Raw genomic sequence first — 23039 nt, 5'->3', positions numbered from 1 at the left:
CCTTCATTAGGTTATTGATTAAGCTTACCTCCAGAGTTTGATGGTTGGCGTGCGCTAAGTCAAAACCATTGTATGTTAACATCAGCCTTTTTCCATGACGGGAGCGTAGCGTGAAAGCCAGGGTCAAGTGGTTGGATAACATGAGTTTCGTTGGTGAGTCTGGTAGTGGCCATTCAGTTGTCATGGATGGCCCGCCGGAGCTGGGTGGGCGCAATCTGGGTGTGCGCCCGATGGAAATGCTGTTGCTGGGGCTGGGCGGCTGTTCCGCCTTTGATGTGGTGCTGATCCTACAAAAATCCAAGCAGCAGGTTGTGGATTGTGAAGTACAGATCGAAGCCGAGCGGGCGGAAAAGGAACCCAAGGTGTTTACCCGTATCCATCTGCATTTTATTGTCACGGGGAGAAGCTTGGCAGAAGACAAGGTTGAGCGTGCCATCAAGCTGTCGGCAGAGAAATATTGTTCCGCTTCCATCATGCTGGCGAAAACGGCAGAGGTCACCCACGACTTTGAAATGCGCGAAGCCGCTTGAAGCATTAATTTCACTTGCACGCAAAGGCATAGTTTTGCATAGTTCACTCCCATGCTGGTTGCTGGTCAACCGGCTGTTTTTTACGCCTTTGATCTAGAGGATGATGAAAATTGGTTGAGCGTCACCAGAAGCAGATTCGCCTGCACGGGTTCAACAACCTGACCAAAACCCTGAGTTTCAATATTTATGACATCTGTTACGCAAGGAGCCCGGCACACCGGGAGGAATATCTTGCCTATATTGATGAAGAATATAACGCAGACCGGTTGACCAAAATTCTCACGGATGTGGCGGACATCATTGGTGCTAATATCCTCAACGTGGCGCGGCAGGATTATGACCCCCAAGGGGCCAGCGTTACCATCCTGGTATCCGAGGAGCCGGTCATTCCAGAGGAGAAGCTTTCCAATTCCGCGCGCCCGGGGCCTTATCCAGAGGACGTAGTGGCGCATCTGGATAAAAGCCACCTGACAGTGCATACCTATCCTGAGAGCCATCCCGATAACGGGATCAGCACTTTCCGTGCGGATATTGATGTTTCTACCTGTGGACGCATCTCACCGCTGAAAGCATTGAATTATTTAATACATAGTTTCGAGTCCGATATTGTAATTACGGACTATCGTGTGCGTGGTTTTACCCGCGACGTGAAGGGCAAGAAGCACTTCATTGACCACAAGATAAACTCCATCCAGAACTTCCTGTCGCCTGAAACCAAGCGCAACTATTCCATGCTGGATGTGAATGTTTATCAGGAAAATATTTTTCACACCAAAATGATGCTGAAAGAATTTGAGTTGGATAACTACCTGTTTGGTCTAGGTAAAAATGACTATTTCGAAAAAGATTTGAAGCAGATCGAAATGCAGTTGCGCAAGGAAATGAAAGAAATTTTCTACGGGCGCAATACGGGCAGCCTGTGAGCCATGGTGCAATTGAGTGCCCTGGCCAGTAATGGGTGGCAGGGCTTCAGCCGTGTTGTGATGGATGCTGATGCATGATTGGTGCTAGTTGTAAGTGTTGCTAGAAAACCACAAATACCTGTAAATTGGCGTAATTAAAACAATTGAAATATTCAATAAAAAAAATGATTAAATTTCGTTCGTTTGTGTTGTGCATTACTGTAAATATGGTTAACGTTCTCTTCGGTATCGCTTGATGATTAATCTTTGGGCGATCTTGAGGGAAGATAATTATGTCATGGAATGGACAATCAAAATCCTTAAATTAAAGAGAGTTGAGTATGAGTAGTGTTGGTACGAAGCCGCTGGCCCTGTGCGTTGTGGGTGCGGTGGTCATGTTACTAGCAGGCTGTAATTCAGAAACTGTCAAAACTTCAGACGCTAAAGAAAATAATCATTACAAGGTGCAACTGGCTCACGCCAAAAACATTGAAGCCAAGCCGGCTCGCATTCCAGTAGAGAAACAATCCAACGATGTCACCTTGCTTGACCGCGCTGCTTGGGTTGCACAAAAGCAGCAGGGCAAAATGTACCGTTTTGGTGGCGAAAGCCCTAAAACCGGTTTTGATTGCAGTGGCCTGACCCAGTTCGCTTTCGGGCAGGGGGCGGGTGTGAGCTTGCCACGGACTGCCGCCGAGCAGTATTCCGCCTCGGTCAGGGTTTCCAAGGATCAGGCTGCTAAAGGCGATCTGGTGTTTTTCAATACCAGTGGCAAGCGCATCAGCCACGTAGGTATCTATCTGGGCGACAACAAGTTTGTCCATGCACCGCGCACGGGCAAGGCGATTACAACGGATACGCTGACAGGTTACTGGGCGCGCAAGCTGATCGGCTTTGGGCGTATTCCGGGCGCTTGCAAGCCGGCTTATTCCTGAATCGGTTTGCCATGAAAAAGGCCGCGTTAGCGGCTTTTTTCGGTTTGATGACCAGGCCGGGGCTTAAAGTGGCAGGCTGTTAAGCCAAGTGCTGACAACAGCGGTCAGTTCTTCCCCCTTATCCTTGAAATAGTGGTCGGCAACCGGTAACACCATTTGTTTGGAGTTCGGGTTGCCTGCTTTCTGCATTAGCGCCTGGCGTTCGGGTGCCATGCTGATGACCTGTGGGTATTCCTTTTCGCCGTACACATCCAGTACCGGCACTTGCATTTTGTCGAGCGGGAACGGTTGGGTCATGTCCTGTTGATAGTCCGTAGCGCCCATTCCCAACCCAACGTAGGCGGCTATGTCGCCATCCCCCTTGTTTTCAATCCAGTGCATGGCCATGTGAGCACCGCAACTGTGCGCCGCCAGCACGATCGGTTTGATGCCTTTTTGTTTCAGGAAGGCGATGCCTGCATCAATACGTTTGTCAGCATTGGGGAACAATGGGACGTAATCATAGTATTTGGCGTCTTTCTCCAGTACGGGCATTTGCAGGGAAAGCGTTGTCCAGCCCTTCGTGGCCAAGCCGGTACGCAAGGGGTGGGCGACATCTTCCCAGTCCGGGTTGACGCCGCGCCCATGCAGGATGATCACTGCACCACGCGGCTGTTCCGCATTCGTCAGAATGCCCATGAAATCATGGTTGCCATCATTTAGCGTCAACACTTCACCATCGAGGATGGAGTCGTGGATTTCGCTGGCTATGCGTTGTTCGCGCGCATAGTCAGGTGTGGCGTTGGTCGTCGGGGCTGGTTTGGCTACAGATCCTGCATCATTTTTTTTTTCGTCCGGTAACGCTTCTCCGGCAGGCGCTGGCGCTGTCTGATTGGCGTCAGGCGATGGGGGCTGTGGTGTTATAGAGGCTGGCGCAGGCGCTTGTTCTGGCTGTGCAGGGCTGGGGCTGGCAGACGCTGGTGCCGCAGTGGCTGGCGCAGTCATCTGCATTGGTGTAGGCGCTTGCTCTGGGGGTGGAGGGCTGGGGCTGGCAGGCGCTGGTGGCACAGCAGCTGGCGCAGTCATCTGCATTGGCGTAGGCGCTTGCTCTGGAGGCGCAGGCATCACGGCTGTCGGGGCAGGTACAGCGGCGTCGGCAGCAGGGGGGGGTGTTTGTGTGGGCGCAGGCATCTGTACCGGCTGCTGAGCCGTTGGTTCGGTGCTGGCAGGCGTAGGTGCTGCTGGCATGGGGGCATTTGTTTCTGCTGGCTCCTGGCTAGCTGGCGGTGCTGCACTGGTGGTTTCCGGCGCGGGCGAGGTTTCTACCGGGCTGGACACTTCGACGGGTGGGCGCATGATCATCAGCGCCAGCACTGCAACCGAGGCGACCGTGTATAAGGCTGCGGCAGCTTTCATTTTCCTCTCCTTAGAAATGGTACATTTGTTAAAATCGAATGAAACATTCAAAATATACGATTGGAAGCGCGTCGTGCTTTTGCTTAGAGTACAATGCTCCAAACAGTTTAATCAACCACACAACCGAGGAGTCCATACATGGAACTGAAGGGAAGTAAAACAGAACAGCATCTGAAAGATGCTTTCGCAGGTGAATCCCAAGCCAACCGCCGCTACCTCTACTTCGCAGCCAAAGCTGACGTTGAAGGCTACAACGACGTTGCAACTGTATTCCGTTCCACTGCGGAAGGTGAAACCGGTCACGCGCACGGTCATCTGGAATATCTGGAAGCTTCCGGCGACCCGGCAACCGGTTTGCCAATCGGTGCTACTTCCGACAACCTGAAAGCTTCCATCGCGGGCGAAACCCACGAGTACACTGACATGTACCCTGGTATGGCGAAAGACGCGCGCGATGAAGGTTTCGACGAAATCGCTGACTGGTTTGAAACCCTGGCCAAGGCTGAGCGTTCGCACGCCAACCGTTTCCAGAAAGCGCTGGATAACCTGGACGCTTAATCGAAGAAAAATCCCCCTCAGTCCCCCTTTTTCAAAGGGGGAGGCATAGAGTCGGAGGCTCTTCGCTCCTCCCCTGATAAGGGGAGGCTGGGAGGGGTTTCTTTCACAGGAGAATAACAAAGATGGCAACCCCGAAACGCGAAGGCAGCCTCGAAGCACCTACCCGTCACCCACTTGACTGGAAAAACCCCGATTTCTATAACGAAGATGCGGTCATGCACGAAATGGAACGCGTCTTCGATCTCTGTCATGGTTGCCGCCGCTGCGTCAGCCTGTGTAATTCTTTTCCTACCCTGTTCGATCTGGTCGATGAATCTGAAAGCATGGAGGTGGATGGGGTCAAGAAGGAAGATTACTGGAAGGTTGTAGATCATTGTTATCTCTGCGATCTGTGTTACATGACCAAGTGCCCGTACATTCCGCCGCATGAGTGGAATCTCGACTTCCCGCACCTGATGCTGCGCGCTAAGGCGGTCAAGTTCAAGAAGGGTGAAACCAAGTTCCGCGACAAGGTGCTGAGTTCAACGGATAGGGTGGGCAAGCTGGCAGGCATTCCGGTGGTTGCCGATGTGGTCAATAAAATGAACCAGAATCCGGCCTTCCGTGCGCAACTGGACAAGGTGCTGGGCGTGCATCCAAACGCCAAGATTCCGTCCTACCACAGCGACAAGGGCCGTGACCGTGTGGTTCGCCACAAGGTGCTGGATGAGTCCAAAGCTGTTGCAGCAGGGCGTACTACTGGCAAGGTGGCCATTTTTGCCACTTGCTACGGCAACTATAACGAGCCGCATATCGTCGAAGATTTACGCAAGGTATTCGAGCATAACGGTATTCCGGTGACTTTGCTGGATAAGGAACAGTGCTGTGGTATGCCCAAGCTGGAACTGGGCGATTTGGAAGCGGTCGCTGCGGCCAAGGATGTGAATGTTCCAGCCATGATGAAACTGATCAACGACGGTTGGGATATTGTCGGGCCAGTACCGTCCTGCGTACTGATGTTCAAGCAGGAATTGCCGTTGATGTTCCCGGATGATGCCGATGTGCAAACCGTCAAGGGGCGTATTTTCGACCCGTTTGAATACCTGATGCTGCGCCACAAGGAAAGCAAGCTGAATACCAACTTCAAGAAATCGTTGGGGAATGTCAGCTACCACACTGCCTGCCATTTGCGCGTACAGAATATTGGTTACAAGACCCGCGAATTGCTGGAACTGATTCCGGATACCAAGCTGGAGTTGCTGGAACGCTGTTCCGGCCATGATGGCACGTATGCGGTGAAAAGCGAGTTCCACGATATTTCGATGAAAATCTGCCGCCCGGTATTCAACAAGGTCAAGCAGGGTAAGCCGGATTACTATGGTAGCGACTGCCCGATGGCGGGGCATCAGATTGAAAACGGGCTGGATGACGGGGCGCCAGAGCCGACTCATCCGCTAACGATGTTGCGGATTGCTTACGGGCTGTAGGAGGATGTGAAATGGATAAGTTGACACGGGCAGACCTGATGAGTCTGGAGCAGTATTCAGTGGAGCGTAAAGCTTTCCGCGAGAAGGTGATTGCGCACAAGGCTGCCCGCAAGGTGCATATCGGCCCGAATGCCACGCTGTATTTTGAAGACCGCCTGACCATGCAATACCAGATTCAGGAAATGCTGCGTATCGAAAAGATTTTCGAGGCAGCAGGCATTGCGGAAGAGTTGGAAGCCTACAACCCGTTGATTCCGGATGGCTCCAACTGGAAAGCGACTTTTATGGTGGAATTCCCGGATGTGGAAGAACGCAAGGTGTGGCTGGCGAAACTGATCGGTATCGAGAAGAAAACCTGGGTGCAGGTTGATGGTTTCGACAAGGTTTACCCGATTGCCAATGAAGATTTGGAGCGGGAAACGGATGAGAAGACCTCTTCCGTGCATTTCCTACGCTTTGAGTTGACGCCGGATATGGTGGCGGCTGCGCGTGACCGGGTGTCGCTGCGGATGGGGATTGAGCATCCGAATTACAGCTATGAATTGGAAGTGCCGGAAGCTACCCGCGATTCGCTGGCGGCTGATTTGGCTTGAATCTGGATTAGTGGCTGCGGTTAATCGCAAACCAGGCCAGTGATTCCAGTGCTTGCCGGTAATCGCTTTCCGGCAGGCATTGCAGGCTGGTAATGGCAGCCTCGGTTTCGCCTTGCGCCCGTTCCAGGGTGTAGTCAATGGCTTTAGTGTCAGCGATAGCCTGCATAATGGTGTCGATTTGCTCCAGCCCGCCTTCTTCGATGGATTTGCGTAAGATAGCCGAGGTTTCTGCCGGGCTGCGCTGCATGGCAATGATCAGTGGCAGGGTGGGCTTGCCTTCGGCGAGGTCGTCGCCGACGTTTTTACCCATTTCTTCGGCATCTGCGGTGTAATCCAATACGTCATCTACCAACTGAAACGCCGTGCCCAAGTGCATACCGAAGTGCGCCATGGCCTGTTCTTGTTCAGTATCCAGCCCTGCCAGCACTGCACCTAATTGGCAGGCAGCCTCGAACAGCTTGGCAGTCTTGGAATGGATGACCTCCATGTAGCGTTCTTCGCTAGTATCCGGGTCATGGCAGTTGAGCAATTGCAGGACTTCGCCTTCGGCAATGGTGTTGGTGGTGGTGGAAAGGATTTCCATCACGCGCATACTGCCGACATCCACCATCATTTCAAATGAACGTGAATACAGGAAATCACCGACTAATACGGCAGCCTGGTTGCCCCAGACGTTGTTGGCGGTTTCCTTGCCCCGGCGCATGTTGGATTCGTCGACCACATCGTCGTGCAGCAGGGTGGCGGTATGGATGAATTCCACAATCGCAGCAACGTCCACATGCTTTTCGCCCTGATAGCCGCAGGCGCGGGCAACCAGTAGCGCCAGCAACGGGCGCAGGCGTTTGCCGCCACTGCCGATAATGTAGTGGCTGAGCTGGTTGATCAGCACGACTTCGGAATGCAGACGGCGCTGGATCAGCGCGTTGACAGCCTGCATGTCGGCGTCGGCGAGTTGGCGAATTGCGTTGAAATCCATGATAATGCTGGGTGCTGAAAGTCCCGAATGCTAGGAACAGCACCCCTGCATGTCAAGCGATACCCTCAAACAGCGCTAATATTTTATTTCCTGTTTGCTTTTGACGGGTGGTGCAGGTAAAATTCTGCGGCTCTTTAACAGGACATTTTTTGGAGAATCGTTAATCATGTATGCGGTCATCGTAACAGGCGGTAAGCAATACCGCGTCGCTCAAGGCGATACCCTTCTGGTTGAAAAACTGGATGTGGAAGAAGGCGCAAGCATTGATTTCGATAATGTCCTGATGGTCGGGGAAGGTGATTCCGTGCAAATCGGCGCACCTTACGTTGCAGGCGGAAAGGTGACTGCAACTGTAAAGGCCCAGACTCGCGGCGAAAAAGTGCGGATCATGAAATTCCGCCGCCGTAAGCACCATCAGAAATGTACTGGTCACCGCCAGTACCTGACACAGATCGAAATCACTGGCATTTCAGCGTAAGGTAAGGGGATACAGCAATGGCACACAAAAAGGCAGGCGGTAGTACCCGCAACGGTCGCGACTCAGAATCCAAACGACTGGGTGTGAAGCGCTTTGGTGGTCAGTTTGTACTGGCTGGCAACATTTTGGTACGTCAGCGCGGCACCAAGTTCCATGCAGGCGAAAACGTCGGTATCGGTAAAGACCATACCCTGTTCGCCAAGGCAGACGGTGTAGTGGTTTTCCAGCAAAAAGGTGAGAAAAACCGCAAGTACATCAGTATCCAGCCAGTTGAAGGCTGCGCCCACTGATAAGCGCCCGTTCAAGCGAATAGCTGAAAGCCCCGCCTGTCGGGGCTTTTTGCGTATCTGGTTCTGAGGTTTGGTTGTGGATGGAGGGTGGCGGGGATAATGCAGCCTCTAAGTCCATAAGGTATGATCAGGCAATGAAAAACGTTCCTCACCCCGTTCAATATCAAGGCAGCAAGCGTAATCTGGCAGCCGCTATCCTGCGCTACTTTCCTAAGGATATTGGTTGTTTGGTGGAGCCTTTTGCAGGTTCCGCCGCCATCAGTATTGCTGCATCGGCTTACCAAAGGACGGAAGCCTTCTGGATTAATGACCTGAACAAACCATTGGTGGAACTGCTCCGCTTGATGGTGGAACAACCTGATGAGGTGGCTAGTGCTTATGCAGAGGTCTGGGATGGGCAGCATCAAAAAGATGGAGCTGATCATTACTATCAGGTAAGGGATGCGTTTAACCAAACGCAAGACCCGTATCTTTTTCTGTATTTGCTGGCGCGTTGTGTCAAGGGCGCTGTGCGTTACAATGCAGATGGTATGTTCAACCAAAGCCCGGATAAGCGTCGTCAAGGAACCCGCCCTGCGACTATGCGTGGCAACATATTTGGTGTATCTGCTTTGTTGAAAGGAAAAACCCGTTTTTCCGCTCTTGATTACAGTGAAGTCTTGCGGAATGTAACGGGAGACGATTTGGTGTATATGGACCCTCCTTATCAGGGGGTTTGTGGTGAGCGGGATTCCCGCTATCTTTCGGGTATCGTCCATGCTGGGTTTGTCGAAATGCTGGAAGAACTGAATAATCGCGGCATTGCCTATATTGTCAGTTATGATGGCCGCAGGGGTGATAAGACGTTTGGTAAATTGCTGCCTGATTATCTGGAACTGTCCAGAGTGGAGTTGGAAGCAGGGCGATCCAGTCAATCAACCCTGTTGGGGCGTGATGAAACGACTTACGAGTCGCTATACCTTTCACCTGCGTTGATGCAAAAACAGGCGCGATCATCGGTTATGCCTAGGCATGTGCCGAAATCACCCCAGTATCCCTTGTTTGGGGTGGATTCTTACCATGCCTGATATTCCGGCAGAATGGCTGGAGCGATGCCAGTCTGTCACGGCCAAACGCCCACGAACCGTTATTGACCATATTCTGGAGCATGGTTTTATTACCACTGAGGAATTGAAAGACAAATACGGTTACAACCATCCTCCTCGCGCTGTGCGGGATGTACGTGAACAGGGTATTCCTCTCGAAACCTTTCGGGTAACGGGTTCCGATGGGCGCAAGATTGCAGCGTATCGTTTTGGTGATTTCCAACCTTTGCGCATCCGTAAATTATCAGGGCGTACAGGTTTGTCCAAGCGGCTCAAGGATGCCCTGATCGCGCAATACGGTTGCCGGTGTTTCATTTATCGGGAAGTGATGGATGAGCGTGAGTTGCAAATCGACCATCGCGTACCGTATGAGGTTGGTGGGGATGGTGATGGACAGGAGTTGAATCCAGAAGATTTCATGCTGCTGTCTGCTTCTGCCAATCGGGCGAAGTCATGGTCGTGTGAGCATTGTGAAAACTGGAATAGCCTCAAGGACAGGAAAGTTTGTCTCACCTGTTATTGGGCTTTTCCCGAAAATTATATGCATGTTGCAACCAGACAAATCCGCCGGATTGATTTGGTATGGCAGGGTGATGAGGCTGCTGTTTATGAGAAACTCAAATCAGTCGCCCATGACTTGGGTAAAGAAATCCCTGAATTTGTTAAAGAAGTGCTTGAGCGGGAAGCCAAGTTGCTGGAATAAAAGTTATGCAGTTTGTTGATGAAGTAATGATCCGCGTCAAGGCGGGCGATGGCGGTAACGGATGCGTCAGCTTCCGCCGTGAAAAGTACATCGAATACGGTGGCCCCAACGGTGGCGACGGTGGCGATGGCGGCGATGTGTATCTGGTGGCGGAGCGTAACCTGAACACGCTGGTCGATTTCCGGCATGAGCGTTATTACGAAGCCCAGCGCGGCGAGAACGGCATGGGTAACAACATGACCGGCAAGCGCGGCGATGACAAGGAAATCAAGGTGCCGGTCGGCACAGTTGCTTACGATGAAGAAACCGGTGAACTAATCGGCGACCTGACCGAAGAGGGGCAGCGTTTGATGGTGGCGAAAGGTGGTTGGCACGGCCTTGGCAACCTGCGCTACAAGAGTTCGGTCAACCGTGCGCCACGCCAGTCTAAGCCGGGTACGCCGGGTGAATTGCGCGTCCTGCGGCTAGAGTTGAAGCTGCTGGCGGATGTGGGCCTGTTGGGTCTGCCGAATGCCGGTAAGTCCACTTTGATCAGTGCTGTTTCCGCCGCCCGCCCCAAAATTGCCGATTATCCATTCACCACGCTTTACCCCAACCTGGGTGTAGTGCGGGTCGGTGAGCTGCAAAGTTTCGTGATGGCTGATATTCCCGGCCTGATCGAAGGTGCGGCGGAAGGTGCCGGTTTGGGTATCCAGTTCCTGCGCCATCTTTCCCGCACCAGCTTGTTACTGCATGTTGTGGACGTGGCTCCGCTGGCGGAGGAGAATGAGCCAGTACAGGCTGTGCGCACCATCGAAAACGAGCTGGAAAAGTACAGCGACGAGCTGGCCAATTACCCGCGCTGGTTAGTGCTGAACAAGATCGACGTGCTGCCGCCGGAAGAACGCGAACCGCGTTGCCAGGAAATCGTCGATGCATTGGGCTGGGAAGGCCCGGTATTCCGCATTTCCGCCGCCACCGGTGAAGGCACGCAAAACCTGTGTTTCCACATCATGCAGTATCTGGATGAACATGCAGAGTAACTACCGCAGTGAATTCATGCCCAAGACCCAGCGTTGGGTCGTCAAAATTGGCAGCGCTCTGCTGACCCGCGATGGGCAAGGGCTGGATCGTGAGGCGCTGGCCGATTGGGCCGGGCAGATGGCGCGCCTGCACCAGCAGGGCATCGAAATCGTGCTGGTATCTTCCGGCGCGGTGGCCGAAGGCATGAGCCGCATGGGCTGGAAAACCAAGCCCAAAGCGTTGTTTGAGAAGCAGGCTGCTGCTGCTATCGGGCAAATGGGGCTGATCCATGCCTATGAAACAGTATTCCAGCAACACGGTTTCCACTCCGCGCAAGTGCTGCTCACCCATGATGATCTTGCCAACCGCCGCCGTTACCTGAATGCCCGCAGCACCCTGACTACCCTGATTGAACTTAAAGTCATTCCGGTAATCAATGAAAATGATACGGTTGCTTTTGATGAGATCCGTTTGGGAGACAATGATACTTTGGGGGCGCTGGTGGCGAATCTGGTGGAGGCGGATGTGCTGGTGATTCTCACCGACCAATCCGGTCTGTACGACAAGGATCCGCGTAAATTTGCCGATGCCCAACTGATCCATGAAGGTCGTGCCAATAATCCCGATTACGTGGAATTTGCCGGTGGTGCTGGTACCCTGATTGGCAGTGGCGGGATGCGCACCAAAGTGCTGGCGGCGCAACGCGCTTCCCGTTCTGGTTGTGCCACCGTGATTGCTTCCGGGCGTGAACCGCTGGTGCTGGAGAGGCTGCGTGCCGGGGAAATGCTTGGAACCCTGTTATTGCCAGATGCCGCTCCTCTCGCCGCCCGCAAGCAGTGGATTGCCGGGCAGCTGGCTGCCAAGGGAACCTTGTGGCTGGATTCAGGTGCTGCGGATGCTATCCTTAAAACCGGTAAAAGCCTGTTGCCAATCGGCGTGACCAGGGTGGAAGGAGTGTTTGACCGGGGTGAGGTGGTCAGTTGCGTTAGCGAAGATGGCCGCCTGATCGCCAAGGGTTTGGTGAATTATTCCAGTGAAGAGGCTATCCGCATCAAACGCCAGCCCAGTAAGTCAATCGAGCAGGTTTTGGGCTATGTGGATGCGCCGGAATTGATCCATCGCGATAATTTGGTGTTATTGTAGAAAATATCCCGCATTGGTCGGAATTAATTGTGATGTGCGCTATAAGTGCTATATGTTCTGGCGCAGAGTGTGTGTATGGAGGAACAGGAAATGGATGGCGAACGTTACAATATCCAAGTGTCGGTCGAAACCCAGTTTATTGAGAAAGAATCAGATCCGGAACAGGCACGTTATGTATTTGCCTATACCGTGACCATCGTGAACCAGGGCAGTATTCCGGCGAAACTACTGACCCGGCACTGGATCATTTCCGATGCGGAAGGGCGCACCCAAGAGGTACGGGGCGAAGGCGTGGTGGGTGAGCAACCGTATTTGCAGCCGGGTGAGGGCTTCCGTTACACCAGTGGCACCATTCTGGATACGCCGCTGGGTGTCATGCATGGTTCATACCAGATGCTGGCGGATGATGGGGAACGCTTTGATGCGGAGATTTCCCCCTTCCGTCTGGCTGATCCGCGAGTTCTGCATTAATAACCGCTATTGTAGCTTCTGGATGAAAAGGTTCGCGCACAAGGTACGCGAACCCACCATGCGGCATCACTATCCTTATGAATACCCGCAAAACTTTAAGGAAATTGCTGCCTTTGAGTGTAGAATAGTCCGGCAAAAAATCAACTGACCATTCATCACCGCCTGCTGGACAATCCCCAAAATACCGGGATATAGTCTTTATAGATTAATTTTATTAATTCATGTTTTGATACGATGGCGCGCTATCTGCGAGAGGTCGTGCCCGCCTATAAAGTCGGTCATTATAAGAACAAAAAAACGGTAAAAAAAATGGAAACCCCAAACAAACCAGATCATGCAAAAAGTTTGCTGGCGGTGGCGATGCTGTGCGGTGGTGCGGTTTATAGTCAGTCGGCGCAAGCGGCGATCTATACCTATGTCGACAAGGATGGCACACGTTGGTTGACCAACACACCCAAGAAGGGTAACAAATACAAACTGGTCGCCAAATATGGTGCGCCACAGAAGCAAAAACAGCCCAAAGCCGTTGCACCGGCTCCAGCCTCGCGGTCACAACCAGCCAGTGGTGGTGTCCCCCGTTTTCATTGTGGCGGGCAAACCCAGGCGCAACTGGAGCGTAAGCTTGCCCCCCATCTGAATTCCATCCGTATGCACGCCCAACGCTATGGTGTGGATGAAAACCTGGTACGTGCGGTCATGAAACAGGAATCCTGCTTTAACCCAAGCGCCCAATCAAGGGCCGGAGCTATGGGCTTGATGCAGTTGATGCCGGGTACTGCCGACATGATGGGCGTCAATAATGCCTGGGATCCGCATGAGAATATCATGGGGGGTGTTAAATACTTGGGGCAGATGTTGCGTGAGTTCAATGGTGACAAGCAGTTGGCGCTGGCAGCTTACAATGCCGGGCCGGGGGCGGTACGCAAATACAACGGCATTCCGCCTTACCGGGAAACCCAGGCTTATGTGTCCAGAATCATGGGCGAATACAATCGCCTGCAACAGGCACCTGTTGCCCAGGCCAGCGGTTTCCAGCGTAATGCGCGGGTGACGCCAGCCGCAGCGCGTGGTTCCGGGTGGGCAAAACCGGTGCAGGCATTTACGGTGTTCCGTGGTCTTGAGTAATTTTCTCCAGCCCTGTTGATGGTTCGCAGGGCTTTTTTTAGCCGCTACTGCGCCCTTTTAACGGTTTTTTCCAAGCTTGCGGACAATCGCCTACACTGTGTTTTCATGCACAAACAGTTGCAAGGCAAAACACATGAACGCCACGTTTGAAATCTGGGCATCACCAATAGGCCACTTGTCTATTGCTGCGGACGAAAGCGCTGTGCTGGCGCTGGCGTTTACCGGCAACTGGCCGCGAATTCTCGCCGCGTTCGGCAGCATCAGGGAAGGTGGCAACCACCTCACCCGGCAAACCGTGGTGCAATTGCAGGAATATTTCGCTGGAACCCGGCAAGTCTTCGACCTGCCATTGCGCCCGGCAGGCTCTGATTTCCAGCGCCGCGCGTGGCAGGCGTTGCAAGCAATCCCCTACGGCGAAACGCGCAATTACGCGCAACAGGCTGAAGCACTCGGTCAGCCGCAGGCCGCGCGCGCTATCGGCACTGCCAACGGTCAGAACCCCATCAGCATCCTCATTCCCTGCCACCGCGTGATCGCCAAATCAGGCAAGCTGGCTGGCTACGCAGGCGGAATTGCCGCTAAACACTACCTGTTGCAACTGGAAAGCAAAGCGCCGGAATTACGGTTGCTCTAGCCTTTGCTGACTGGCTTGGGTCAACAAAATGCCCAAAATTTCAGACAAATGGAGTAAAGTCTACTAGAATAGACAGTGGGCATCAGCAAGGAGGGGGAGCAATGGCTAACATCTTCATCAGCTATAACCGCAAATCGGAAAGCACGGTCAGGGTATTGGCCGACGATATTGAAGCACTGGGGCATACCGTCTGGTTTGACCAGGAATTGAGTGGCGGCCATGCCTGGTGGGATAAAATTCTGGAAACCATCCGCAACTGCGATGTATTCGTGTTCGCGCTCAGCCCGGAGGCGCTGGAGTCAGTCGCCTGTAACCGCGAGTACCACTATGCCGCTGCACTGGGTAAAGCCATTTTGCCCGTGCAAATAAGCGACGGCATGTCGACCAACCTGTTACCGCCGCTGCTGTCGCAAATCCAGTTCGTGGACTACCGCAAGCAGGATCGTGAAACCGCTTTTAGTTTGGGCAGGGCGTTGACAAACATTCCGCCTCCCCAAGCCTTGCCCGATCCGCTGCCTGATCCACCCCCTGTACCCATTTCTTACTTGGGGGGAATTACCGAGCAGCTTGAGAGCGATGGCATCTTGAGCTATGAGGCGCAAAGTGCGTTGCTGCTGGATCTTAAGCGTGGCTTACGTGACCCCGAAACACAGGATGACGCACGTACCCTGCTGGAAAAAATGCGTTGCCGCCGTGACATCCTCTCCTCCATTGCCGAAGAAGTGGATGAACTACTGGCCACCAACCGGAAATCAAAGGTTGCTGGCCAGCGCATCCCCCATGCTGAACAAGTGGGTGAGGATTCCGCCGCTGCCAAAAGACCCGCACCTCAAGCACTGGCAGACATCGGGCAGGTAAACCGCCATTCCAGCCGTGCGCCTCTCATGATCGGTGCAGTCGGGGTAATGGTGCTGGCGGCAGTGATCGCTTTCATGCAAATGTCTCCGGGTCTGGTTATACCATCCTCCAACCAGGATGAGGCTATTGCCGAAGCGCAACGTCGGGCAGAGGCGATAACCCGCCAGGCCGAGCAGGACGCGCAGCAACAACTGGAAGCCGCCCAGCAAAAAATCGCGGAAATGACCCGCCAGGCCGCCACCGAAAGGGAGCTGCAAGCCCAGCGTGAGAAATTGCAACGGCTGGAGGAACAGCTCCGGCTTGCCCAACAACAAGCCACCAGCGCATCCCGCACCGCCACATCATCGTCAGCTGCGACCAGCACCAGTAGTGGCACCGCCAGCCATTGGCATCAGGTCAACGCCAAGCCTCACCTTAACGTCCGTTCCGCTGCCAGTGAGCGCGCGGGGGTGGTGGGCACGGTTCCCGATGGTGGCAAGGTCAACGTGCTCAGGGTGGTGAGTGCCGCCACCGTGGCGGGCGGGCACAGCGGCCAATGGGTGGAAATCGACTACCAGGGCAGGGCAGGTTACGCCTTCGACGCCTTCCTGATCCCGCTGGATGATTGGAGGCGGGTCACGGCTCAGCCGCATTTGAATGTGCGTTCCGCCCCCGACGTGACTGGTGGGGTAGCATTCACCGTCAAGAACGGCGAGCAGGTGAAAGTGCTGGAGCGGGTCAGCTCCCTGCAATCTGTTAGCGGTGAGCGCGGCTATTGGGTGAAAATTGATTCAGCAGGCAAAACCGGATTTGTATTTGATGCCTATCTGGCAAAATAATGGCTACGGATAACCATGTATGGGAATGCTATCAATGAATGGAACAATCAATGGCTTGGTGATGCTGGCATTGTGGCTGTCGGCCAGCGCCTGCACCGGCGACAGCGCGGAACAACAGGAAAACATGCCTATCCCCGGCCTGGCGGAGCAGGCAGCCCAGTCATCTGCCAGCGTTCAGGATACCGCGCCACCACCCGCCAGCATTACCGTGACGGCTGAGTCTGATCCGGAAGCCGTGGTAAAAGGCTTCTACGCCGCGCTGGAAGAGCGGGATTGCCAACAAGCCCAAACTTTCCGCCCCGCCTATACAGCGGCGCGTTGTCAGGGCGTCAGCAAGACTACCCTGAACTCCTTGCGTATCGAGTCCAATGACGGTGACAAGGCTGTTGCCTACCTGAATTTTTCCTATGCCCGGGATGGCAAGACCCAGGACTTCGTTGGTTACCTGTGGCTGAAAAAAAATGCAGGGCGTTGGGAAATCCAGGAAGATTTCGCGCCAGTTGACCAGATGGGGCTGGAGAAGTTTACTGCTACCTATCTTGGCGGCAAGCAGCCAACGGCTGAGGCCACGCTTGCAGCAACAGCGCAACCAGCAACCGCAACCGCTCCCGTAACGGCCAACAGCGACATTATCGACGATCGCGGCGACTACCAGCAGTTGCTGACTGACCTGCGCAAACGCTTCGCCCAGTACGCAGGGAAAGGCATTATCCTGGTGGACATCAGCCAGCAAAAGCTGTTCCAGTACGGCCAGGGTGGCGAGTTACTGGGAACCTACCGGGTATCCACTGCCACCAAAGGCGCGGGCAGTAACAGCGGCAGCGACCAAACCCCGCTGGGTGCGCACCGCGTCAGTGATCGTTTTGGGGATGGCGCAAAACTGGGAACCATTTTTACCGGCAGGCAAAACACCGGCAAGCTGGCTGAGATCATTACCGACCCGGTAGATGTGCCGGAAGACTTGGTGACAACCCGCATTCTTTGGCTGGATGGCCTGGAGCCGGGCAAAAACAAAGGTGGCAAGGTGGATTCGCACAGCCGCTATATCTACATCCACGGCACGCCGGAAGAGGGCCTGATCGGCAAGCCCGCTTCCCATGGCTGCATCCGTATGTTCAACCAGGATGTGATCAACGTGTTCCGGCAAGCGCCTGAAAACACACTGGTTTATATCGGTGAATGACAAGGGTTACCCGTATGCCTGATCCCACTCCAGCCCCATCCTCACCCTTGCAGTTCCGTTTGCCTGCCGTCGCTGGTACGGGGAGTGCGGCTGCGCAGCCACCGCCTGCGATCCTGCGGGAAACCAGCCGTTCCACCACCCTGGCGCAAGATCCGTTCATCAATGACGCGGTGGTCAGTGTCGCGGCGGTGTATGAATTGCTGTCACCCAGCCGCAGCGATGCGACGCCCGCCATGGCTTCAGCCAAACAGGGGCAGTTGCTGGCGCTGGAAACGGAAGACGGTTCCACCCTGTTCATCAGTGCTGCCAGGTTGCAAGAGCGCCTGCAAACCCTGTACCCGGAAGCCATTGGCGCGGATGGCGTCATCGACCTGGGCAAGCTGCGTGACCGCGAAGGTGCAAACCGTGGGTTGGGCGATTGGGTGTGGTCGAAACTTTCCATCCTCAACCTTAGCCCTGACAGGATTGTCGAGGAAGCCCAGAAGCAACTGCTGAAACTGGCAGAGGACGCCTTGCAAGACCAGCTGGGGAAAAAATACCGCGCCGAACTGGATCTCAGCCTGTCCTGGGTGGGGGCAAAGGCACTGATGTGGGCGGTCGAGTCGCGCCTGACTGGCGATGATGACCGGCAAGGTTTGTACCGCTGGCACGATCAGGAACTGGCGACAACGGATTACATCCGCCCGGACGACCCCGCACTGCAACAGGCTGTCAGGGAAAACAAGCCCATCCTGTTGTTCATCCACGGCACGGCTTCCAGCACCATGGGCAGTTTCGGTGGCTTGAGCAAGCACGGCGGGCAGGACTGGGAAGCGCTGCAACGGCAGTTTGGTGGGCACGTTTACGGTTTTGAACACCGCACCTTTTCCGCCAGCCCGATTGACAATGCCCTGCTGCTGGCCAATAGCTTGCCTGCGGGGGCGCGGCTGGCCATCGTGACGCATTCACGCGGCGGCCTGGTTGGCGACCTGCTGTGTACCGGCAGGCTGGATGAGCGGCTAATCCAGCAGTACCAGCGTATTCCGCGCCCGGACAAAAAAGAAATCAACGTCACCCAACGGGAACTGAACCAGCAGTTCGCACGCCAGCGGGACAGTCAGGAACAGCAGCAATTGCGTGAGCTATCCGCCCTGCTGGAACAGAAAAATTTCCGCATCGAACGTTACCTGCGGGTGGCCTGCCCGGCGGGTGGCACGCCATTACTGTCGGATAACCTGGATTTGTTCCTCTCCGGCCTACTGTCACTGATGAACTGGCTGGTCGGCTCTTTTACCGGCGCTCTGGGCAACGCGATGTTGTCTGCGTTCAAACGCATTGTGCTGGAAATTGCCAACCGGCGTTACGAGGCGCACATGGTTCCGGGGATCGAGGCTATGCTGGTAGATGCGCCCATGGGCAAGCTGCTGGCCACCGCGCCGCGCCGCCCCGGCGTCAAGATGGCGGTGATTGCGGGTGACATGAATGGGGGGCATCCGCTCAAACGGCTGGCGCTAATGTTTACTAACTGGATGTTCTTTGATCAGCAGAAAAACGATCTGGTGGTGGATACCCGTTCCATGTTCGCTGGCCTGGCGCGCCAGACGGATACGCTGGCATTGCTGGATCAGGGGCAGGAAGTCAATCATTTCCGCTATTTCAACAACCCCTTCACCCGCAAAGCACTGCATGACTGGCTGGCGGAAAGCAATCCCCAACGCAGTGCCGGGTTTGGCCCATTGAACACGGTGCAGGAACTCGGCCAGCTTGGGCGTTCCGCTACCGGGCAGGGACATGCACCGGCAGGTAAACGCCCGGTGGTGGTGATCCTGCCCGATTTCATGGGCAGCCATCTGGCCACGCAGGGCGGGCAACGCCTGTGGCTGGATATGGAGGTATTGACGGTAAACGGCATCGAAAACATCCGTCTGGAACGCAAGGGTGTGGTGGCGGAAGCCGTTGTCGGGCTGTTTTACGGCCAGTTGATCGCCGACCTGCAAGCCACCCATGATGTGGTTGCTTTCTCTTATGACTGGCGGCAACCGCTTGCGAACAGCGCCGCCGCGTTGGCTGAAAAGCTGGCGGAAACCCTGACCTCTAGCGGGCAGCAGCCGGTGCATCTGCTGGCGCACGGCATGGGCGGGCTGGTGGCGCGCGCGACGCTATCTGGAACGCAGGGCTTGTGGGAGCGTCTGGTCAGCCGCGGCGGGCGTTTGCTGATGCTGGGTGTTCCCCAGCAGGGCTGTTATCTGCCGGTAAGCACCCTGCTGGGTAAATCCAGCGTGAGCCGCAAACTGGCGCGGCTGGCTGGCGAGCATTTGCTACCGGACATGTTGGCGGTGTTGGGCGCTTATCCTGGTTTACTGGCGCTGCTGCCACGCAACGGGGTGGGTGGGAGTGCGCCTGACTATTCCGACCCCGCCACATGGCGCGGCTTGCTCAGCCATAACCGCGACCCGTGGTTTGGTGATGGTTTGGGTGTGGAACTGGATGCACAAACCCTGCAAGCAGCCAGCCACGATGCCAGCCTGTCGGCCAGCGCTTTGCCTCATTCCGGCCAGATGATTTGCATTGTTGGCCAGGCGGCGGCGACCGATTGCGGTATCAGGGAACAGGGCGGGCGTTTACAACTACTTGCCACCGATGGCGGTGATGGCGTTGTTACCTGGCAATCGGCGACACTGGCAGGGCTGCCGGATTCCTGCTACTGGCTGATGCCGGTGGAACACGGGGCATTGACTGATACGCCGGAATATTTCCCGGCTATCCGCGAGTTGCTGGAAAGCGGGGAAACCGACAGGCTGGTGCGTGGCTTGCCGGGCAGTAGCCGGGGCAACATAGCCACCCACGCCTATGAGCCGGGGCCGGAAGCCTACCCCAGCGCGGAGGAATTCATGCGCGGCGTTTACAACGGCGAGCCGCGCTACCAGCCTGCGGCGGGCAAGCTGCCGGGGCTGGAAATCAGCGTGCGGGCGATGGATTTGCGTTTCGCCCAGTTGCCGGTGATGTGCGGGCATTACGCAGTGGATGCGATTTCCGGCGCGGAAAGCATTATTGATGAATACATCGTTAATGGAGCCTTGCGCCAGCGCGAACGCTTGGGGGTGTATGCCGATGATGTCGGTTCCAGCACCATTGTCCTCAACCAGCGCAGTGATGAGGAAAAGCACCGGGGTACTGGCAAGGGCGCGGTGATTATCGGGCTGGGCGACTGGAGCAAGATTTCCACCCAGCGCATTACCGAAGCCGTGGCGGAAGGTGTGCTGAATTTCCTGCTGCACAATCTGGAAAATGGGCTGGTGGAAGATGGGGGCGAAGCCACCGTGCTCAGCCTCAACAGCCTGCTGATCGGGCATAATTCCACCACCCACATCAGTGTAGAAGCCTCGGTTGATGCGATTGTGCGCGGGGTATGCGAAGCCAACCAGCGTTTCAACCGCAATACCCGCAGCAAGCTGTGGGTGGGCAGGCTGGAGTTCGTTGAACTGTACCGCGACACGGCCATCACCGCCGCCTATGCGGTGCGGCATTTGCCGGGGCGGATGGAAAAAGAGTTCCAGCGTTACCAGATTGCGGTCAGGGTGACGGATACGCTGAGTAGGGGCAAGGGAATGCGCGCTTGCCTGGGTGGCCATATGGCAAGCGGCTATTGGCCGCGCCTGATTGTGACCAACGACCGCCCGGAGCAGCGCGACACAAGCGCCAGGAAACCGGCTGAATTCATCAAGTATGTGTTCCTGTCCGAACGCGCGCGTGCTGAGGGCGTGGTGCAACAACGCCAGCCCGACCTGATCGAGCGGCTGATCGCGCAAAGCCTGTGCAGCAGCCGCTATAACCGCGATGTGGCGCGTACCTTGTTCCAGTTGATGATACCGCTGGATTTCAAGGCAGTGGCGCGCGAAACCAACCATTTGCTGCTGGTGGTGGATGCGGATACCGCCAACCTGCCGTGGGAAATGATACAGGCGGATGATGAGCCGCTGGTGCTGCGCGTTTCCATGGTGCGGCAACTGGTGTCGATGCGCTTCCGCCGCTCCGTGACCAGCACGGTGCAACGTTCGGCCTGCGTGATTGGTAACCCTTCCAGTGCCGGTTTTTACGTGCATTTCCACACGGATGACTCGGCCTTGCGTGGCCAGGGCTTGCAGCCTTTGCCGGGGGCAGCGCGGGAAGCTGCCGCTATCCGCACCATCCTCAACAGCGCACCGCAGGGGTATGAGGTAGAGGCGTTGTACCCACACCCGGCCACTGCCGAGCCGCATCATCAGGCACTGGATGTGTTCAACGCGCTCTACAAGCGCCCTTACCGTATCCTGACAATAGCTGCCCACGGGGTCGTTGATGCCCAACATCAGGATGGCAGGAAACGCACCGGCGTGGTGTTGTCAGATGGCTTGCTGCTGACGGCTGCTGAAATCGGCCAGATGGAGGTGGTGCCGGAACTGGTGTTCCTGAACTGTTGCCATCTGGCTGTCATCAGCGGCGGCGAAGATGGCAAGCTGTCGGAACTGGCGGGCAGTGCGGCAGCAGGAACCCAGTCGCAGCCGGTTGCTTATAACCGGCTGGCTTACAGTCTGGCGCAGGAATTGATTGAAATCGGCGTGCGCTGCGTGGTGGCGGCAGGCTGGGCGGTCAATGACGGGGCGGCCACCACCTTTGCCGAAACCTTTTTCCACGCCTTCGTCAATGAGCAGCGGGCGTTTGGTGAAGCTGTCCATCAGGCGCGCAAAAAAACCTACGAACTGGACCAAAACTGCAATACCTGGGGGGCGTATCAGGCTTATGGCGACCCGGCCTATGTGCTGGATGCGCAGATTAGCCGGGCGGATGATGAACGTGCCTGGAACCCGGTCGACCCCGAGGAACTGGTGCTCAAGCTGGAAAAACTGCGCATGGATGCCAACCGCAAGTTTTTCCGCCCGACCGAGGATGCTTACCGCAAAACGTGCACCAGCGTGCGGGGCTTGTTGCAGCGTTCCCCGCCTGCATGGCAGAAGCTGGCTGCTGTCCAGTTTGCGATCGGTAATTTGTATGCGGAATATGTGCCTAATCCAGAAAGCTTCCAACAGGCGCAAGCTGCCTATCAGGCCGCTATCAATGGTGTGGATAGCCATGGTGGCATTCCGGTCAAGGCGTTGGAACAATTGGCAAACCTGGAAGCCCGCGCCAGCGTGGAGGTGAGTGGCGTTGATGCCCACCGGTTGGTGGAAAGTGCTATTAATCGCGTGACTGGTCTGCTGGAAGTCACTGAAGGCATTCAGGTCAAACAGGTAAATGGCCTTAAACAGGTGGTTGGTGGGGATGAGGCTAACGGGGGCGCGAATGCCGAACGCTGGGCCTTGCTGGGCAGTGCCTGGAAGCGCAAGGCTGTGTTACGGCAACGCTCCGGCTCAAGCTGGCCGCAAATCGCCAAGGCATTGCAACAAAGCCGCGATGCCTATTTGCGGGTCGAGGGCAATATTGACGACCCTGATTGTAATTTCTACGCTATGATCAACCGCTTGCAACTGGATGGCTTGCTGCTGGGCGATGCGGACGGTGATGAATGCCGCAATCTGGGGCAGCAGGCGAGCCGCTGTCTGGAGCTGGCACGCAAGCGTTTCGCCCATTCCTACGATTTCTTCGATGCGGTCATGCCGGTGGATGCGCAGGTGGCGGTGCATTTGCTGATTCGCCCTTTGGCAGTTCCACGGATTGGGGCGTTGGCGAACCTTTACCGGGATGCTGTCCGTTCCGTCCATTCCAGCGATCGCCAGTTTGATTCGGTCGTGCGGCAATTGAAATTGTTTGCGGAACTGTTGCCTGCCCGTAAAGGGGTGGGGGATAGGGAACTGGCCAGGGTGTTGGCAGAAGCGGTCATGGCGTTGGAGCAGGAGGTATAACGCGGCAGGGGCAGGGGGGACGCCAGGGTGTGGATG

Annotated in this window: 20 protein-coding genes; 18 read left to right on the top strand and 2 right to left on the bottom strand. The window is 55.5% G+C overall.

The window, feature by feature from the left end:
* Positions 1 to 110 precede the first annotated feature (110 nt).
* The 3 genes from THINI_RS10165 to THINI_RS23385 all read left to right on the top strand — a co-directional run bounded on the left by THINI_RS10165 (position 111) and on the right by THINI_RS23385 (position 2367).
* Entirely contained in the window at positions 111 to 530 is a 420-nt protein-coding gene (locus tag THINI_RS10165; protein WP_002708508.1) for an OsmC family protein, read from the top strand.
* Between the two features lie 110 nt (positions 531 to 640).
* Positions 641 to 1453, top strand: coding sequence for an adenosylmethionine decarboxylase (gene speD, locus THINI_RS10160; protein ID WP_002708507.1), 813 nt, complete (start codon positions 641 to 643; stop codon positions 1451 to 1453).
* Positions 1454 to 1773: 320 nt separating this feature from the next.
* Complete coding sequence (locus THINI_RS23385; protein WP_002708506.1) at positions 1774 to 2367, top strand: C40 family peptidase; 594 nt, start codon at positions 1774 to 1776, stop codon at positions 2365 to 2367.
* 63 nt (positions 2368 to 2430) lie between these two features.
* Here THINI_RS23385 and THINI_RS10150 read toward each other — a convergent pair whose 3' ends face one another.
* Positions 2431 to 3762, bottom strand: a complete 1332-nt coding sequence (locus THINI_RS10150; RefSeq protein ID WP_002708505.1) for a DUF3530 family protein — start codon at positions 3760 to 3762, stop codon at positions 2431 to 2433.
* 138 nt (positions 3763 to 3900) lie between these two features.
* On the opposite strand from THINI_RS10150, the gene THINI_RS10145 reads away from it, so the two are divergent.
* The 3 genes from THINI_RS10145 to THINI_RS10135 all read left to right on the top strand — a co-directional run bounded on the left by THINI_RS10145 (position 3901) and on the right by THINI_RS10135 (position 6379).
* Positions 3901 to 4320, top strand: a complete 420-nt coding sequence (locus THINI_RS10145; protein WP_002708504.1) for a rubrerythrin family protein — start codon at positions 3901 to 3903, stop codon at positions 4318 to 4320.
* A 122-nt stretch (positions 4321 to 4442) separates the two neighbouring features.
* Complete coding sequence (locus tag THINI_RS10140) at positions 4443 to 5786, top strand: (Fe-S)-binding protein (protein WP_002708503.1); 1344 nt, start codon at positions 4443 to 4445, stop codon at positions 5784 to 5786.
* 11 nt (positions 5787 to 5797) lie between these two features.
* Positions 5798 to 6379, top strand: a complete 582-nt coding sequence (locus tag THINI_RS10135; protein ID WP_002708502.1) for a DUF3501 family protein — start codon at positions 5798 to 5800, stop codon at positions 6377 to 6379.
* A 7-nt stretch (positions 6380 to 6386) separates the two neighbouring features.
* Here the strand turns inward: THINI_RS10135 and ispB are convergent, their stop codons facing one another.
* A complete protein-coding gene (gene ispB, locus THINI_RS10130; RefSeq protein ID WP_002708501.1) occupies positions 6387 to 7355 on the bottom strand; it encodes an octaprenyl diphosphate synthase in 969 nt (322 codons plus the stop codon).
* Between the two features lie 166 nt (positions 7356 to 7521).
* Here ispB and rplU point away from each other — a divergent pair, with 166 nt between their 5' ends.
* The 12 genes from rplU (at position 7522) to THINI_RS10070 (ending at position 23003) form a co-directional block, all read left to right on the top strand.
* Positions 7522 to 7833 carry a 50S ribosomal protein L21 gene (gene rplU, locus THINI_RS10125; protein ID WP_002708500.1) on the top strand — a complete coding sequence of 104 codons (312 nt, stop codon included), beginning with the start codon at positions 7522 to 7524 and terminating at the stop codon, positions 7831 to 7833.
* A 17-nt stretch (positions 7834 to 7850) separates the two neighbouring features.
* Positions 7851 to 8123, top strand: coding sequence for a 50S ribosomal protein L27 (rpmA, locus tag THINI_RS10120; RefSeq protein WP_002708499.1), 273 nt, complete (start codon positions 7851 to 7853; stop codon positions 8121 to 8123).
* Positions 8124 to 8257: 134 nt separating this feature from the next.
* Positions 8258 to 9190 carry a Dam family site-specific DNA-(adenine-N6)-methyltransferase gene (locus THINI_RS10115; RefSeq protein ID WP_040839359.1) on the top strand — a complete coding sequence of 311 codons (933 nt, stop codon included), beginning with the start codon at positions 8258 to 8260 and terminating at the stop codon, positions 9188 to 9190.
* Complete coding sequence (locus THINI_RS10110; RefSeq protein WP_002708497.1) at positions 9183 to 9911, top strand: helix-turn-helix domain-containing protein; 729 nt, start codon at positions 9183 to 9185, stop codon at positions 9909 to 9911. The genes THINI_RS10115 and THINI_RS10110 overlap by 8 nt, the downstream gene beginning before the upstream one ends.
* A gap of 5 nt (positions 9912 to 9916) precedes the next feature.
* Positions 9917 to 10933: an Obg family GTPase CgtA gene (gene cgtA / locus THINI_RS10105; protein ID WP_002708496.1), complete on the top strand. Its 1017-nt coding sequence runs from the start codon at positions 9917 to 9919 to the stop codon at positions 10931 to 10933.
* Positions 10923 to 12056 (top strand): glutamate 5-kinase, encoded by a 1134-nt coding sequence (proB, locus tag THINI_RS10100; protein ID WP_002708495.1) that lies wholly within the window; start codon positions 10923 to 10925, stop codon positions 12054 to 12056. Before cgtA ends, proB begins: the two co-directional genes overlap by 11 nt.
* A gap of 75 nt (positions 12057 to 12131) precedes the next feature.
* Positions 12132 to 12527: a Co2+/Mg2+ efflux protein ApaG gene (apaG, locus tag THINI_RS10095; RefSeq protein ID WP_245536611.1), complete on the top strand. Its 396-nt coding sequence runs from the start codon at positions 12132 to 12134 to the stop codon at positions 12525 to 12527.
* Between the two features lie 309 nt (positions 12528 to 12836).
* On the top strand, positions 12837 to 13652 hold the full coding sequence (locus THINI_RS27005; RefSeq protein WP_169314611.1) for a lytic transglycosylase domain-containing protein: 816 nt from the start codon (positions 12837 to 12839) through the stop codon (positions 13650 to 13652).
* A 133-nt stretch (positions 13653 to 13785) separates the two neighbouring features.
* Positions 13786 to 14286 (top strand): methylated-DNA--[protein]-cysteine S-methyltransferase, encoded by a 501-nt coding sequence (locus THINI_RS10085; RefSeq protein WP_002708491.1) that lies wholly within the window; start codon positions 13786 to 13788, stop codon positions 14284 to 14286.
* A gap of 101 nt (positions 14287 to 14387) precedes the next feature.
* Entirely contained in the window at positions 14388 to 15962 is a 1575-nt protein-coding gene (locus tag THINI_RS10080; RefSeq protein WP_002708490.1) for a TIR domain-containing protein, read from the top strand.
* Positions 15963 to 15996: 34 nt separating this feature from the next.
* On the top strand, positions 15997 to 17145 hold the full coding sequence (locus THINI_RS26485; protein ID WP_002708489.1) for a L,D-transpeptidase: 1149 nt from the start codon (positions 15997 to 15999) through the stop codon (positions 17143 to 17145).
* Positions 17146 to 17159: 14 nt separating this feature from the next.
* Entirely contained in the window at positions 17160 to 23003 is a 5844-nt protein-coding gene (locus THINI_RS10070; protein WP_002708488.1) for a CHAT domain-containing protein, read from the top strand.
* The last annotated feature ends 36 nt before the right edge of the window (positions 23004 to 23039 follow it).

The organism is Thiothrix nivea DSM 5205, from assembly GCF_000260135.1.
GTDB lineage: Bacteria > Pseudomonadota > Gammaproteobacteria > Thiotrichales > Thiotrichaceae > Thiothrix > Thiothrix nivea.
The sequence above is the reverse complement of the archived record's forward strand: the minus strand, read 5'-3'. Positions and strand labels throughout refer to the sequence as shown.